Annotated in this window: 11 protein-coding genes; 7 read left to right on the top strand and 4 right to left on the bottom strand. The window is 66.2% G+C overall.

Features of this window, described 5'->3' with window-relative positions:
* Nucleotides 1–36 precede the first annotated feature (36 nt).
* On the bottom strand, nucleotides 37–2,070 hold the full coding sequence (locus tag NN4_RS06350) for a M3 family metallopeptidase (protein WP_147129007.1): 2,034 nt from the start codon (nucleotides 2,068–2,070) through the stop codon (nucleotides 37–39).
* A 351-nt stretch (nucleotides 2,071–2,421) separates the two neighbouring features.
* On the opposite strand from NN4_RS06350, the gene NN4_RS06345 reads away from it, so the two are divergent.
* The 4 genes from NN4_RS06345 (at nucleotide 2,422) to NN4_RS06330 (ending at nucleotide 8,342) form a co-directional block, all read left to right on the top strand.
* On the top strand, nucleotides 2,422–4,347 hold the full coding sequence (locus NN4_RS06345) for a sensor histidine kinase (RefSeq protein WP_246180730.1): 1,926 nt from the start codon (nucleotides 2,422–2,424) through the stop codon (nucleotides 4,345–4,347).
* A 165-nt stretch (nucleotides 4,348–4,512) separates the two neighbouring features.
* A complete protein-coding gene (locus NN4_RS06340; RefSeq protein WP_147129006.1) occupies nucleotides 4,513–4,926 on the top strand; it encodes an MmpS family transport accessory protein in 414 nt (137 codons plus the stop codon).
* A 38-nt stretch (nucleotides 4,927–4,964) separates the two neighbouring features.
* The gene (locus NN4_RS06335; protein WP_246180738.1) at nucleotides 4,965–7,802 is read left to right on the top strand and encodes an MMPL/RND family transporter; all 2,838 of its coding nucleotides are present in this window, start codon (nucleotides 4,965–4,967) and stop codon (nucleotides 7,800–7,802) included.
* A 36-nt stretch (nucleotides 7,803–7,838) separates the two neighbouring features.
* Entirely contained in the window at nucleotides 7,839–8,342 is a 504-nt protein-coding gene (locus NN4_RS06330) for a metallophosphoesterase family protein (RefSeq protein ID WP_147129005.1), read from the top strand.
* A 12-nt stretch (nucleotides 8,343–8,354) separates the two neighbouring features.
* Here the strand turns inward: NN4_RS06330 and NN4_RS06325 are convergent, their stop codons facing one another.
* Nucleotides 8,355–9,071, bottom strand: a complete 717-nt coding sequence (locus NN4_RS06325) for a polyamine aminopropyltransferase (RefSeq protein ID WP_147129004.1) — start codon at nucleotides 9,069–9,071, stop codon at nucleotides 8,355–8,357.
* 74 nt (nucleotides 9,072–9,145) lie between these two features.
* Between NN4_RS06325 and NN4_RS06320 the strand changes: the two genes are divergently transcribed.
* On the top strand, nucleotides 9,146–9,511 hold the full coding sequence (locus NN4_RS06320) for a hypothetical protein (RefSeq protein WP_222594998.1): 366 nt from the start codon (nucleotides 9,146–9,148) through the stop codon (nucleotides 9,509–9,511).
* A gap of 127 nt (nucleotides 9,512–9,638) precedes the next feature.
* Complete coding sequence (locus tag NN4_RS06315) at nucleotides 9,639–10,652, top strand: M48 family metalloprotease (protein ID WP_147129003.1); 1,014 nt, start codon at nucleotides 9,639–9,641, stop codon at nucleotides 10,650–10,652.
* A 117-nt stretch (nucleotides 10,653–10,769) separates the two neighbouring features.
* Here the strand turns inward: NN4_RS06315 and NN4_RS06310 are convergent, their stop codons facing one another.
* Nucleotides 10,770–12,011, bottom strand: coding sequence for an FAD-dependent oxidoreductase (locus tag NN4_RS06310; RefSeq protein ID WP_147129002.1), 1,242 nt, complete (start codon nucleotides 12,009–12,011; stop codon nucleotides 10,770–10,772).
* A 98-nt stretch (nucleotides 12,012–12,109) separates the two neighbouring features.
* Here NN4_RS06310 and NN4_RS06305 point away from each other — a divergent pair, with 98 nt between their 5' ends.
* Nucleotides 12,110–13,105 carry a helix-turn-helix transcriptional regulator gene (locus NN4_RS06305; protein ID WP_147129001.1) on the top strand — a complete coding sequence of 332 codons (996 nt, stop codon included), beginning with the start codon at nucleotides 12,110–12,112 and terminating at the stop codon, nucleotides 13,103–13,105.
* 4 nt (nucleotides 13,106–13,109) lie between these two features.
* Here NN4_RS06305 and NN4_RS06300 read toward each other — a convergent pair whose 3' ends face one another.
* Complete coding sequence (locus NN4_RS06300; RefSeq protein ID WP_147129000.1) at nucleotides 13,110–14,129, bottom strand: alpha/beta hydrolase; 1,020 nt, start codon at nucleotides 14,127–14,129, stop codon at nucleotides 13,110–13,112.
* Nucleotides 14,130–14,993: the final 864 nt, after the last annotated feature.

Here is a 14,993-nt window from a genome sequence, read left to right as displayed (position 1 = left end):
CGCCGCCCGCGCGCGCCGCCGTGCCGTTATCGGGCCTCAGATCAGCCCGCGGCGGGCCAGCAGCGGCTCGATCTCGGGGGCACGCCCGCGGAAGGCTTCGAACGCCGCCAGCGGGTCCACCGACCCGCCCTTGGCGAGCAGCTCGCGCCGGAAGGCCGCCCCCTTCTCCCGGATCGACGCGGCACCGTCGTCGAACCAGTCCACCGTGTCCGCGTCCAGCACCTCGCTCCAGATGTAGGAGTAGTACCCGGCGGCGTATCCGCCCGCGAAGATGTGCGCGAAGTAACCCGTCCGGTACCGCGGCGGGATCGCCTCGATGGCCAGTCCGGCCTTGCGCAGGGCTTCCGCCTCGAACGCCGCCGCGTCGGCCCCGGCCAGCGCCTCGGCATCGGGCACGCGATGCCAAGCCCAATCCAACAGCGTCGCACCGAGATACTCGACGGTCCGGAAGCCCTCGCCGAACCGCTGCGCCGCGGTCATCCGCTCGACCAGCTCGGCGGGCATCGGCTCGCCGGTCTCGATGTGGCGGGCATAGTTGGCCAGCATTTCGGGCCGGACCATCCACACCTCGTTCACCTGCGACGGGAACTCCACGAAGTCGCGCGGCACCTCGGTACCGGCGAAGAACGGGTGGCGCACATCCGAGAACAGCCCGTGCAGCGCGTGCCCGAACTCGTGGAAGAGCGTTCGGACGTTGTCCCAGGTGAGCAGTGCGGGCTCACCGGCCGGTGGCTTCACGATATTGAGGTTGTTCACCACCACCGGTTGCGTCTCCAGCAGCCGGGATTGGCTGACCAGCTCGTTCATCCAGGCCCCGCCGTATTTGGACGGCCGCGCGAAGAAGTCACCGAGGAACAACCCCAGCGCGCTGCCGTCCGCGTCGAACACCTCGAAGACCCGGACTTCCGGGTGGTAACCGACCAGATCCGTGCGCTCGCGCAGGGTGATCCCGTACACCTGCTCGGCGGCGAAGAACACCCCGTCGCGCAGCACCCGCTCGAGTTCGAAGTAGGGGCGCAAGGCCTCGGCGTCCAGCGAGAACCGCTCGGCCCGCACCCGCTGCGACCAGAACTGCCAATCCCACGAGCGGAGTTCGTCGTCGGTGCCGTCCGCGCGCATCGCCGCCGCCAACTCGGTCGCCTCGCGCTCGGCGTTGGCCACCGCGGGCGGGACCAGCCGACCCAGCATCTCCTCGACGGCCTCGGGGGTGCGCGCGGTCTGGTCGGCTACCGCGTACGCGGCGTGGTCCGGGTATCCGAGCAGCGCGGCGCGTTCGGCGCGCAGGGCGGCGATCCGGACGGCGAGGTTGCCGTTCTCGGGCAATCCTCGCCCCAGCGAGGCCGCCATCACCCGGTGCCGCAGGTCCCGGTCCGCGAGTTCGGCGAGGACGGGCTGGTTGGAGACGTTCTGCAGGCTCAGCGCCCATGCGCCCTCGTGGCCTGCCGAGCGGGCGTTCTCGGCCGCGGCGGTCACCTCGGCGGGGCTGAGCCCGGCCAGTTCCTCCACGTTCGTCACGATCACCGTCGCGGCGTTCCTGGCCGTCACGTTGTTCTGCCCGAACTCCGTTGTCGCCGCCGCGATTTCGGTGTTGAGCTCACGTAACCGGGCCTGGCCCGCCGCGTCCAGGCCGGCGCCCGCCCGGACGAACCGCAGGTGATACTGCTCCACCAACCGCAATTCCTCGGCGTCGAGGTCCAGGTCGGCGCGGCGTCGGTAGAGCGATTCGATCCTGGCGAACAGGTCCGCGTTCAAGTGGATGGCGTCGCGGTGCGCGGCCAGCCGCGGCGACAGCTCGGCCTCGATCGCTTCGGTCCCCGGGGTGAAGTCCGACGACGCGATGTTGAAGAAGACGTTCGATACCCGGGTGAGCAGCGCTCCCGAGCGTTCGAGGGCCACGACGGTATTGCCGAACGTCGGTTCCTCGTCCGTGGCGGTGATCGCGGTGATCTCGGTGAGCTGCTCCGCCATGCCGCGCTCGAACGCGGGCAGGTAGTGCTCCTCGCCGATCTCGGCGAACGGCGGCAACTGGTAGGGAAGCGTGCTGCGCTCGAAGAACGGGTTGCTCGTCATAGGGAAACCCTATGCCGGAACGGCCCGCGGCAGAACCTCACCGCGTCCGCCGGCCCGCTGTGCGGGAATCGACATGTCGAAAATGGTTGATTACCAGCGTGTTTAGAAATGTAACGGGTGCCTGATTTGTCGGTTCTTCGCGTTGACAGGTGGGTGGTGCGGATAGAGGCTGCACCTGACTTTCCGTGCTCACCGGGAAGCGATCGCTTCGGTAAAGCGGAGGAGCTGGCTGTGCGTTCACGTCGACGATCGGAAAATTCCGGCAGCAGAACGGAAATCATCGCTGGGTCGGCTGGCGACCGTTCGGCTGGGCGCAGCCGAATTGTTCGACCGCGCAACATCAGTGGGCAATTGGGGCGAATTCTGATTGTTTCGCTGGTCTTGGTGTCGGTGTCGCTCGGGGTGATCGTGGTCCGGGAGGTCGGCTCCTATCGGCAGAGCGGTGCGACCGTCACCGCGGTGTCGCACGCACTGGCGGTACAGGATCTGGTGCAGCAGATACAGCGGGAGCGTGGCCTGAGCAACGGGTTGCTGGGTGGTGCTGCCGGTCTCGAGCAGGCATTGGCCGACCAACGGGTGAGCACCGATCGGGCGATCGACACACTCGACGCAGGAACCGCCGATGGGGACCAATTACGTTCGGCTCTAGACAGATTCGCGACCCTCGCGACGACACGTGCGCAGATCGACGGCCATCGGGTCAGCAGGCAGGCGGCCTTTCAGTTCTATACCGACGGCATCAGCGTGCTGAATCGGCTGACGCTCGGCCTCGACTCGGCGCGCGACGAGCAGATCCGGCACGGATTGCGAGCACTGTACGCATTGGGTGATGTGAAGGAACAGACGGCCAAGGAGCGCGGCTTCCTCAATGGCGTCTTCACCGCCAACGCGTTCCAGCCCGACGAGTACGGGCAATTCCTGGAGATTCGCGCCGCCAAGACGGCGGGCCTCGCCGCGTTCGCGCTGTACGCGACGGACCGTCAGCAGCGGCTGCTCGACGCCGTGCTGCATGGTGAAAATGCCACTGAGGCAGCGGAATCCGAGCAGATCGCCGTCGCGTCCTACAATGGACCGCTGCTGCGCTCGGTGGCGCCGGGGGACTGGTGGGCGCAGATGACGGCGGTCATCGATGCGCAGCGCAGCGTGCAACAGGTGATCGGCGACGATGTCCGGCAGCGCGCGGCGGTGCTGCGTAAGCATGCCGCGCTGATTCTCGGCGGTGTCCTGCTTGCGGCGCTGATCACGGTAATCGCCGAGGCGACACTGGTTTTCGTCAGCGTGCGAGCAATCGTGCGCCCGCTGGCAATGCTGGCCGCCGATGCGGACGACGTGGCCGATCGCCGCTTGCCACGCATCATTGCCGCCTGGCAGGCGGCCGACCGTGCCCAGCCGCTCCCGCCCGAGCCGGTGCGCGCCGCACCCGGCGCCAGCACCGAAATCACCGCCCTGACAGCAGCATTGGACGGTGTACAGAGCACCGCTTTCGCGCTGGCCTCGGAGCAGGCGCTGGTTCGTCGCAACACCGAGGAATCCTTGGCGAATCTCGCGCGCCGCAATCAGAATCTGGTCCGCCGCCAGCTCGGCTTGATCAGCGAATTCGAGCGCACGGAACTCGATCCCAAGGAGCTGTCCAACCTGTTCGAGCTCGACCACCTGGCCACCCGGATGCGTCGCAACGCGGAGAATCTCCTGGTGCTCGTCGGCGAGGCGAGCCCGCGGCGCTGGGCCGAGCCGATCGCGCTCAGCGACGTGATCCGGGCCGGACTGTCCGAGGTGGCCGACTATCACCCGGTGGTGGTGCACCGGCTCGATGAGGTCGCGATCGCCGGCGGGGCGGTCACCGGTCTGGCGCATATGCTCGCCGAGCTGATCGAGAACGGACTCGCCTTCTCGCCACCGGACGTCGAGGTGGAGATCTACGGCCGGATGGTGGCGTCCGGGTATCTGCTCGCGGTCGTCGATCACGGCATCGGGATGCCGTCGGACAAGCTGGCGCAGGCGAATGCGCGGCTGCGCGGCGAGCAGGACTTCGTCGTCGCGCCGACGCGCTATGTCGGGCTGTACGTGGTCGGGCGGTTGGCGCGGCGGCTCGGTATCGAGGTCGAGCTCAACGCGTCGCCGATCAGTGGGATCGTCGCGCGGTTGCACTTGCCCGCGGAGATCATTGCAACCGATCCGGGGGAGCAGATTGTGGCCGTCGCGCCGCCGAATAGTGCTGTTGTCGCGCAGTGTGCGGGCGAGACCAGGGTGCCCGACGGATTGATCCTGCGGGGCTGAAAGGCGCAGGAGTGCCGGTCTTGGCCGGAGTTTCAGATCAAAAGCAGTGGTCAGCGCGCTAGCCGAGCTATGTCATATGGCATATTGCCTATGTTTGATTTTATCTGTTACCGTGCGTCACGGAAATATGCGGTCGAAGGGTTCGAACGGACAGCGGAGAACGTCATGAAGAGTGCCTGGGTATACGGCGTGGTATTCCTGGTTTTGGGTCTGACGGCCATATTCATCGCCCGGTTGCGCTTGAGTGAGATCCCGGACCTGGCGATCGGGCATTCGAGCGTGCCCCCGGTGCTGGGGCGACTCAGCGAGAAGGTCGTCGACTACGAGATCGACGGTCCGCGGGGCACACCGGTGCGGCTGTCGTATCTGGACGAGCACGGCAACGTCAACGACGTCTCCGCCGATCTGCCGTGGCGGACTTCCTTGCGCACTCGCAAACTGACCCTGGCCACCGGCATCGTGGCGCAATCGGAAGCCGACCAGGTCTCCTGCCGGATAGTCATCGACGGGCAAGCCCGGGACGCGCAGGTGGCGAACGGGCGGTTTGCCGCGGTCAACTGCACGGTGCCGGTCTCATGAGCGAGCGAATGATCCGTGTGCGCGAGGTGCTCGGCAGGATGCGCGGAGAGTTCTCGGTGCCGTTCGACCGGAAGCTTGCGCGCCGCGCGCCGGGTCGGCCGTTGCCCGCGCGGCTGCTGTACAAGTTCTCGGTGCCGATAGTGGCGGTGTGGCTGCTCCTCGCCGGCGGGCTCAATCTTCTTGTCCCGCAACTGGAGACGGTGGTCAACGGGCACGCCAGGTCCTTTCTGCCGGACGAGGCGTCCTCGGTGCAAGCGATCGTCAAGATGGGCGATTCGTTCGGCGGGGCGGGGACGAACAATTTCGTCTATGTGCTGCTGGAAGGGGATGCGCCGCTCGGTAATGACGCGCACCGGTATTACTCGGCGCTGCTCGACCGGCTGACGCAGGACAAGAAGCACGTCAACTCCGCGATGGACCTGTGGTCCAATCCGAACTTCTCCCCGGCGAGTGAGAGTTCCGACGGCAAAGCGTCCTACGTGCTGTTGAACCTGGCCGGGAATATGGGCACGGCGCTGGCCATGGAATCCACCCAGGCGGCCAGGGACATCATCGCCGACTATCCACCGCCGCCGGGCATCGAAGTGCACCTGACGGGTCCGTCCGCGGTCGTCAACGACGAACTCGTCTCGATCAACGACTCGATGCTGCTGCTCATCATGATGTGCGCCGGCTTGGTCGGCGCGGTGATGCTCTGCGTCTACCGCTCGCCGATCACGGTGGCGATGCCGCTGCTGACGGTCGGGATGGGTTTGGCGGTGGCCCGGCCGGTGGTGGCCTACCTCGGCGAGCAGCAGATCATCGGCGTCTCCATCTTCGCCTCCGCGCTGCTCGCGGTGATCGTGCTCGGCGCGGGCACGAACTACGGCATCTTCCTGCTCGGTAGATATCAAGAGGCCCGGCGCGCGGGCGAAGACCCCGAAACGGCGTATTACACCGCGCTGCACGGGGTTCTGCACATCATCGTCGCCTCCGGCATCACCGTCGCGGGCGCGACCGCCTGCATGTCCTTCACCAGGCTCGCCATCTTCAGCACCTCCGGGTTGCCGTGCACGATCGCGGTGAGCGTCACCCTCGCTGCGGCCTTGACGCTGGGGCCCGCCCTGCTGGCGCTCGGCAGTCGGCTCGGTTTTCTCGAGCCACGTCCGCAGTCGTCGCAGCGGCGATGGCGGCGGATCGCGACCTCGGTCGTTCGCTGGCCCGGGCCGGTTCTGGTGGCCAGTCTCACCGTGCTGGTGCTCGCGATTCTCGTGCTGCCGACGTTCGCACCGAGCTTCAACGAGCGCATCGCGCAGCCGAGCGATTCGCCTGCGAACCTGGGGATCGCGGCGGCCGATCGTCATCTGCCGCCGAACATCATGGCGCCCAGCATGTTTCTCGTCGAATCCGATCACGATCTGCGCAATCCCGGCGATCTGATCGCACTCGCGAAGCTCACCAACGCGGTGCTGAAGGTGCCCGGAGTCAGTGCGGTGCAAGGGATTACCCGGCCGCTGACGACTCCGCTGGAGGAAGGCACGCTGACCAATCAGGCGGGCTACATCGGCAACCGGTTCACCCAGCTGAAGGACATGCTCGCGCCGCGGCTCGATGATCTCACCGGCCTTGCCGGGCGCATCGACCAGTTGAACCTCACTATCAAAGGGGTGCAGGGCGCGCTCGATACCGGGGAACAGGGGTTCGCCCAGGTGAACGGCAATGCGGTCGCGTTGCAGTCGGCCGTCGCCGGTGTCGTCGACAAGCTGAACTCCATTCGCGATACCGCCGGGCCCGCAAAGCAAATGGTGAGCTCGATCCCGAATTGCCAGGACGTCCGCGCCTGCCAGGCGGCGCTCACCGGGTTCTCCCTCTTCGACGATGTCGGGCGGCTCGACAACACCGTCGACGGGCTCGTGAGCGGCGTTCGTACTGCCGCGCAAGCGCTTCCGCAGCTCGATGCTCAGGTCGCGAGCCTGCGGGAGTTCATCGGCCAGGTGACCGGCGTGCTCGCGCCGCTGCAGGGCACGTTGAATATCCTGCTCCCGCAGATCTCGGAGATCACCCAATTCCTGGACGAAGTCGGAAAGGGTTTCACCGCAGGCGATCCCAACGAATTCTTCTTCCTGCCGAGCCAAGCGTTCGACAGCCCGCTCTTCAAAAGCGCACTGCCCTTCTTCTTCTCGGCGGACGGCAAGGTGACCCGCATGATCGTGACGCCGCAGATGGAGGGCTTCAGCCGGGAGGCCATGGATCTCAGCGCCAAGATCATTCCGACGGCGCTGGAAGCGATGAAGGGTACCTCGCTGGCCGGCAGCACGGTCAGCATCGGCGGGCCCGGCGGCACGCTGCTCAATATCGAGGCCTTCGTCCGAGAGGACTTCATCACCAGCGTGGTCGCCGCGTTCGCCTTCGTATTCTGCGTGGTGTTGCTGCTGCTGCGCAGTCTCGTCGCGGCCATCGCGGTGATCGGAACCGTCGCGCTGTCCTATCTGTCCGCCTTGGGGCTGGCCGTGCTCATCTGGCAGCACATCATCGGTAACCCGCTGCACTGGTCGGTGGCGCCGGTGTCCTTTATCTTCTTGGTCGCCGTCGGGGCGGACTACAACATGCTGCTGGTAAGCCGATTCAAGGAAGAGCTCTCGGCGGGGATCAATACCGGAATCATCCGGTCGATGGTCAATACCGGCGGGGTGGTCACCACCGCGGGGCTGGTCTTCGGTGTGACGATGTTCGCCATGCTCGTGAGCTACGCGCACAACATCGCTCAGATCGGCACCACCGTCGGCATCGGGCTCTTCCTCGACACGCTGATAGTCCGCTCGTTCGTCGTACCCGCCATCGCCGCGCTGACCGGTCGATGGTTCTGGTGGCCGATCAATATCCTCCGGCTGCGTTGACCCGCACCGGCCGCCACCCGTGCTACACCGGACAGCATGCGGTTGCTCATCATGTCCGACACGCACGTGCCCAAGCGGGCGCGCGATCTGCCCGAGCAGCTGTGGCGAGCGGTCGACGTGGCCGACGTCGTCGTGCACGCGGGTGACTGGGTCGAGGTGGGGTTGCTGGATCGGCTCGAGGTGCGCAGCAAACGGTTGATCGGCGTCTACGGCAACAATGACGGACCGCTGCTGCGGGCGCGGCTGCCCGAGATCGCCCGGGCCGAACTGGCCGGGGTGCGACTTGCGGTAGTGCACGAGACCGGGGCAGCCAAAGGTCGCGAGCAGCGGTGCGCTCGGGACTTCCCGGACACCGACGTGCTGGTGTTCGGGCACAGTCACATTCCATGGGACACCGTCGCGGACAACGGTTTACGGCTACTCAATCCCGGCTCGCCGACGGATCGGCGAAGGCAGCCCGAGCACACATACATGACCGCGACTGTTCATGCGGGACAACTGAGTCAGGTGGAATTGCACGTCATCCCGCGCGGACAATGATGCGGTTGCCCGTCAGGCGCGGGTGGCGAGATAGATCGTGTTGGTCGACCGCCCGCGGGTGAGCGGGTTGTCGAAGGCGACCTCTTCCGATGCCACATCGGTGAAGACGGATTCGAGGATGGCCAGGAATTCGTCGTCCGGAGCGTCATCGGACCACAGCGCGAACGTGCCGCCCGGGACGATATGCGCAGACAGCGCCCGCAGCCCGTCCCGCGTGTAGAAAGGCGCGTGCGGGTGATGCAGCACATGACGCGGCGAGTGATCGATGTCCAGCAGGATCGCATCGTAGGTCCGCCCCGGATGTCCGGGGTCGAATCCCACGGTGCTCGCCGCCGCCGCGAAAAAGTCGGCACATACCAAGGTGATTCGATCGTCCGCGGCCAATCCCGAAGTGGCAGGCAACAAATCACGATTGTGCCAGTCGATCACCGCAGCCGAGTACTCGATCACCGTAAGCGCCCGAACACGCTTGTCCTGCAACGCTTCCTGCGCGGTATAACCCAACCCGAGCCCACCGACAAGCACATCCAGCTCCGCCCCCACAGTGCGCGCAAGCCCCAGCCGAGCAAGTTCACGCTCCGCCACAGTGAACAAACTCGACATCAAATACTCATCCCCGAGCTTGACCTCGAACACATCCGTGCGCGCCGTCGGATCGAACCGCCGCCGCAAACTGATCTCCCCCATCGCAGTCTGCTGCCAGCCGAGTTCCTCGAAGTGTGCGCTCATCGCAGTGACGATAGGCGCTGTGCCCCGCCGTTCGCGCATACGGCGCGGGGGATCAGCCCACATAGCATCCGCACGTGCGAACTGTCGCGCTCCCGAGGCCCGACTCGGTCGCTCAGCTGCGTGATGTTGCGGTCGAAAGGCGCGTCCTGAACGATGTGGGTGTGTGGGCAGGGGAGGTCGAGGACAACCTGAAATACCTACTGAATCAATGGGATCCGGTCGGGGTGGCTGATCTGGTGGACGATGAGTACGAATGTTTGATCGTTCCGTTGTTGACGAGGTTGGGGGCGGGGGCGGGGCGGGCTGAGGTCAGTGAGTTTCTGTGGACTGAGCTCGAGGGGCATTTCGGGCTGAATCCTTATCATCATCGGGAGCATTACGGGGTGGATGGGTTGGCCGATCGTCTTGTGGCATGGTGGGCCGTCGTCGCTGCGGTGTGACCTCGCTCAACTTTGTGTCGAAGAGTGCGGGAGGGTGCGGCGGGATGTGTGCGAATCGCAAGTGGATGGCCACCGAACGGTCACTGCCGGTTCAGCGGGGCGGGCGGCATCCGCTGTACCGTCGGGCATGACCTCCGAAGTGATCGCTGCGGCGAATTACCCAGGCGGAACTGCTGTGGCCCGGCGGTCTGTGGCGGATCGGGTGCGGGCGTGGACGGTGCTGCTGTTGTCGGCGGTGCCGTCGGCGGCGTTGGTGACGGTGTTGCTGTACGGCCTCGGCCGTGCGGCGGGAGTCGAGTTGCCGGGTGCGTTGGCGGCGGCCTGGTTGCTGGGGTGTGCGGTCTGGTCCGCGGTGTGTGCCCGGGGCTCGGACCGCCGGTGGGTGGCGCGCTTGGTCGGGTTGCGGCGGCCGACGTCCGACGAGCCGCGCAAGCTGGTTCCTGCTTTCGAGAATGTTGCGTACAAGGCCGGTGTGGCCGCCGCGTCCTACACGCTGTGGGTGCGGGAGAAGGATCGGCGGTTTGTGGTGCCGGGCCGAACGATCGCGGTGCCCGCGGAATCGCTGCGCCTGCTCGAACCGCGTGAGTTGGAAGCTGTGCTCGCGCATCAGCTCGCGCAACGCGTGCAGGGGCGACTGACGTTCTGGCAGTTGGTGTTTCGCCATTACAATCTGCCTGTCATCTGGATCGAGCGCGCGTTGATGTCGGGTCTCGGGCTGGCAGCCGTCGGCGAGGCGATCGCGCGACGGCTGCCCGCGCGGGGCTCCCGGGTCTTCTCCGTCGGCTGGACCGTATTCAGCAGGGTGCTCGTCGCCTGCCCGACGGTCGCGGCGACCACGGTGATCGTCGGCCTCGCCCCCGCCGTGCTGCTGCGACTGATACCCGAGGTAGTGGCGCTGGTGCTGATCCCGATCGCCGACCGCATCGAATATCGGACCGATCAAATCGTGGTCGATCTGGGATATGGGCCAGAACTCGGCGCCGTCCTGCAGCGCGCACATGCGCCGCACCCCACGCGGGCACCACTGAGCCTGCTGTCGGTTTCGTTGTGCTCGCCGAAAACCGCTCCGAACAAACGGATTCGGCGAATCCGTGACCGCCTCGATGAACTGGCGCGGCGGTGGAGCCCGCCCGCGCAGTAACAGGGGCTATGGACGCACGCCCGGCCTACGACGGGGTGGCACCTGCCTGGAGCCACCATTCGTCGAGCAGGACCGCGGCCAGTACTCCACCGAGTAGCCGCGCCGCAGAACCTGCGGTCAGCTCCGCCGAATCCTGTTGGCAGCAGCCAGAAGCGGGCTAGCCGCAACCACCGCACCCGCTCCGAACCGGGTATCGGTGGCCAGTATCCATCGAACCGTCTTCATCGCCATTGTCAGCACCTCACTACCGCGCAGCCGCATGTCCGCCTCGAACCGACTGACAGCCACCGTGAGCGCGGTAGTTCCCGCCGCGACCTCACACAGATTCGCAACCAAACTCGCGGCATCGCGGATGGCCGCACCAGCCCCCATCCCCGCGGTCGGCGGGGTCGCGTGCACGGCATCGCCGAGCGCGGTGATGACGCCGGCCGGCCAGGGCGCGAGGTCTCGTGCCCGAGTCGACGCCGCGTTGAACCGAAACGCGGCAACACTGTCCGGGTCGGCACGAGCGATGACCTCGAGCGAACGTTCACTCCAGCCGACTCGGCGGAACCAGGTCAGCAGCTCCTTCTGCAGCACCTCGCCGGGAGCCGCACGCATCGCGTCGGTAGCGGCGGACTCGGGAAACATGGCCCCCCAGATATAGGTAGGCCCGACCGTGACCGCCGCCCGAAGCCCGGGGGCATCGAGCACCGCATTACCCGCCGGATCGAGATAGCCGATGTACAGCGCCGCACCCCGCGGGCCGATTGCCAGCCCGGACCGCGCTCCGAGCCGCTGCCGCTCGACCGAGCTCAGATCGCCCACGGAAGTCCGCCCGGAAAAGCCGATGATGCCGGCGGGAGCGTTGGTCGGTCCGCCGGCGAGGTGGCGAGCTACCAGCGAGTGCGCACCGTCCGCTCCCACCAGCAGATCGCCTCGAACAGGTGCCCCGTCGGCGAACATCACCTGCGGTGTGCCGTCCTCGGCCAGACCGATCGCAGTGACGGTTCGGCCCAGCTGCAGATCGGCACCGACCGCCTCGGCCAGCAGGGTCCGCAAGGTGATCCGGTCGACGTCCACGCTGACGTCACCGCTGAGATCTCGCCCGTGCCCGAGCAGTCGCCCGCGCCGATCCCACAGCGCGTCCGGCTCCCGCAACCGCAGCGCCGAAGCGGAGGCCAGCAACCGTTCGAAGATCTCCGGCGCGACGAGTTCCCGCAGCGCCGACTGCGCCCGCCCGTCGAGCGTGATGTGGTACCCACCGGTCGCGGCCACGTCGGTGTCGCGGTCGAAAACCGCCACGTCGAACCCGTTTCGGCGGAGACCGGCGGCCAGCGCGAGCCCGCCGATCCCACCCCCTGCGACGATGATGCGCATCTTGTTTCGGCTCCTCTGGTCGATGTCGAACAACCTTCGGACGCGAGACTGCCACCGATAGTGGACACCGAACGGCCACTATCGGTCATCATGTGCCGGTGGCCGATACCTCCCGCCGAGCGCTGCGCCTGCTGTCGCTGCTCGCCACCCGCCGACGCTGGTCACTGCCCGAACTCGCCGACCGGCTCGGCGTGAGCGAACGCACCGCGCGGCGCGACATCGAGACACTGCGGTTGCTCGACTACCCGATCCGCACCGTGCACGGGCCTACCGGTGGTTACGAGCTCGGCGCCGGTCACACCCTGCCGCCGCTGCTGTTCGACGACGAGCAGGCGATCGCCGTCGCAGTGGCGTTGCAGACCGCCCCGAGCACGGTTTTCGGCCTCGGCCAGGACGCCGCTCGCGCACTGGACACCCTCGAACAGGTGATGCCCGCCAGACTGCGCGCGGCCATGGAATCGCTGCGGCTGACCAGGCTGCAAAACTATTGGGAGTTCCCTGGTCCGCCCATCGCGCCGGATGCGCTGAAAACAGTGGGCAGAGCGGTGCGCCACCAGCACGTGCTCGTCATCGAATCGCTGCGTGCCGACGGCACGCGCCCCGATCCACGCGATGCCGACTTCATCCCACCGCGCCGCGTCGAGCCCCACCACCTGGTGGTCTGGGCTGGGCGCTGGTACTTGGTCGCTTACGACCTCGCGGATAACACCTGGCGCGTGCACCGGGTGGACCGCCTGCACCTCCAGACACCGACGGGTACGCCGTTCACTCCGCGAGATCTCCCCGGCGGCGACGTCGCCCACTTCGTCATGACCAGCCACGACCGCGGCGACACTCCGGCCGAGTGGCAATGCGTCGGCACCGCACGCCTGCGGCTGGCGGCCGAGACGGTGGCCCGCTGGGCGCCCGGCGGATCGGTCGTCGAATACCTCGATCCGCAGCACTGCCGGCTCACCCTCGGGGCCTGGTCCTGGGCCGGTGTCGCGGGCATTCTCGCCACCTTCGACACCGAACTCACCGAAGTGGAGCCACCGGAACTGAAAACGGCCTGCCACCGCCTGGTGCGGCGGTGGCAGGCCATCGGAGACAGTTGAGCGATCAGGCAGTCAGGCCCATACCCTGCGCCAGCAGCGGCCAGGACTTGTGCAACGCCTCTTCCCAGTACGGCCAGTAGTGCGTGCCGACCGGGTTGAACTGGTAGGTCGCCGGGATGTTCAGCGAATCGAGCTTGTTCTTCAGATTGGCGGTGCAGCCGTTGACGGCCGCCTCGATGATCACCCCGAGGCCGAGGTTTGCCACGCCCGTCGGGCCGGGCGCGCTACCGAGGTAGTACTTGACGTCGTCCAGCATCGGGATACCACTGCCGCTGGAGACGTAGAGCAGGGTGCCGCGCAGCTTCTCCGCGTTGATCACCGGGTCGTTCGCCGCCCACTGCGGGTCGTTGGACGGACCGTACATGTTCTCGGTGTTGCCGCCCGCCCACGTCTCGGTGGCCAGTTTCACGAACTGCTGACCGGCCGGATCGGCGATCTGCGCGCAGCCGCTGTAGGCGGCGACGGACTTCCACAGGCCGGGCTTGGCCTCGGCCAGCTGCAGCACCGAGGTGCCGGAGGTGGAGAGCCCGGCGAGCGCGTTGCGGCCGGTGGATTGCAGCGTCTGGTCCAGCAGCGGGGGCAGTTCCTCGGTGAAGAAGGTCTTCCACTTGTTCACGCCGAGCGCCGGGTCGGGCTTCTGCCAGTCGGTGTAGTAACTGCCGCGACCGCCGATCGGCGAGATGACGTTGACCTGCTTGTCGGCCAGCCACTGCAGCGCGTCGGTCTGCGCCTGCCAGCTGGCGGTGCCGATGCCGCCGTCGAGGCCGTTGAGCATGTAGAGGTTCGGTGCCGACTTGCCCTCGTCGGCCGGACGCTGCACGTCGACCGGGATCTCGGTGTTCATCGCCGCCGAGTACACCTTGAGGTGCCAGGTGCGCCCCTCCTTGGTGATGGAGGTGACGGCCGAGGGCTTCTGCGGTTCGGCCGAGGCGGTAGCGCCGAGCAGACTCGCGGACAGCATGGCGGCGAGCGCGACGACGGTGGTCCGCAGCGTAGCGGTGTGGCGTAGTGCGGAAAGCTTCATCGAACGTGCATCTATCTAGTACTCCCTATGGCTTGTAGCTTCGACCGGCGCGCGGGCTGCCCCAATCCCACCCAGTGCGTCTTCCGTAGCGGCAAAACTGTTACACATCGGTGCCGCTCACTCGGACATAACCGGGCTGCGCTCTCCTACTGTAAGCGGGCGCACAACCACCCGCACACGGTGCTCAGGCCTGCGGTGCGGCCGGGGTGACCGTTGAATCCCAACGGGCGCAAGCCAAGTCGGCCGAGGTGACATTCATCGCGCGGGTTTGCCGGTGTTCGGTTGCGGATCGGAAGCTACGAAGGTGCTTTAGCAGAATGCGTTGTCCTGTGCATCGAGGAACGTAATTAAATCATCATAGTTTTCTAATAATACCCAAAGGGTATATATGTGGTTGCTCACCCTCATCTTCACGTAGAATGATCAGTAGCAAATTGATGGCAATCCAGCCTGAATGGTGCCGTTGTTCGTTCAGGTTCGCGATGTTAACTATAACTAAACGAGGTTGCGTACGTCAGCCACCCAATGTCTCAGCTGCAAGGAGTCGTGATCTACTACCTGAGCTCGGGCTCGTATCGCCAGCGCGGATGGCTTCGACGTGTCTGCCGAAGCCTGGTGACGCGCTGAAGCCGAGTGGCGTTCAAGTGTCCTATCCGTGCGAAACTCCGACTATTTCCGGTACCATTCTCTGGAAAGAGCTATTAATTGGCTATTTCCAATAGGAACTCTCGGTGTAACGTTTACCGGTCGTGTTCATGATAGGAATCCGACGGGCGAGAACGGCGGCAACGCCGCCGACCCCGAAACATCTATACGCCACTAACTGGTCATGTGACCAATAGGGGGCGGCGAACAGTGGCAATC

The sequence above is a fragment of the Nocardia ninae NBRC 108245 genome, assembly GCF_007990755.1.
GTDB lineage: Bacteria > Actinomycetota > Actinomycetes > Mycobacteriales > Mycobacteriaceae > Nocardia > Nocardia ninae.
Note: the sequence above shows the minus strand (reverse complement) of the source record. Positions and strands in the feature narration are given on the sequence as shown.

Excerpts from the sequence above, each read along its gene's own strand:
- NN4_RS06350 (WP_147129007.1), bottom strand. The coding sequence starts at position 2,070 with ATGACGAGCAACCCGTTCTTCGAGCGCAGCACGCTTCCCTACCAGTTG.
- NN4_RS06310 (WP_147129002.1), bottom strand. The coding sequence starts at position 12,011 with ATGCGCATCATCGTCGCAGGGGGTGGGATCGGCGGGCTCGCGCTGGCC.
- NN4_RS06330 (WP_147129005.1), top strand. The coding sequence starts at position 7,839 with ATGCGGTTGCTCATCATGTCCGACACGCACGTGCCCAAGCGGGCGCGC.
- NN4_RS06325 (WP_147129004.1), bottom strand. The coding sequence starts at position 9,071 with ATGAGCGCACACTTCGAGGAACTCGGCTGGCAGCAGACTGCGATGGGG.
- NN4_RS06315 (WP_147129003.1), top strand. The coding sequence starts at position 9,639 with ATGACCTCCGAAGTGATCGCTGCGGCGAATTACCCAGGCGGAACTGCT.
- NN4_RS06340 (WP_147129006.1), top strand. The coding sequence starts at position 4,513 with ATGAAGAGTGCCTGGGTATACGGCGTGGTATTCCTGGTTTTGGGTCTG.
- NN4_RS06335 (WP_246180738.1), top strand. The coding sequence starts at position 4,965 with ATGCGCGGAGAGTTCTCGGTGCCGTTCGACCGGAAGCTTGCGCGCCGC.
- NN4_RS06300 (WP_147129000.1), bottom strand. The coding sequence starts at position 14,129 with ATGAAGCTTTCCGCACTACGCCACACCGCTACGCTGCGGACCACCGTC.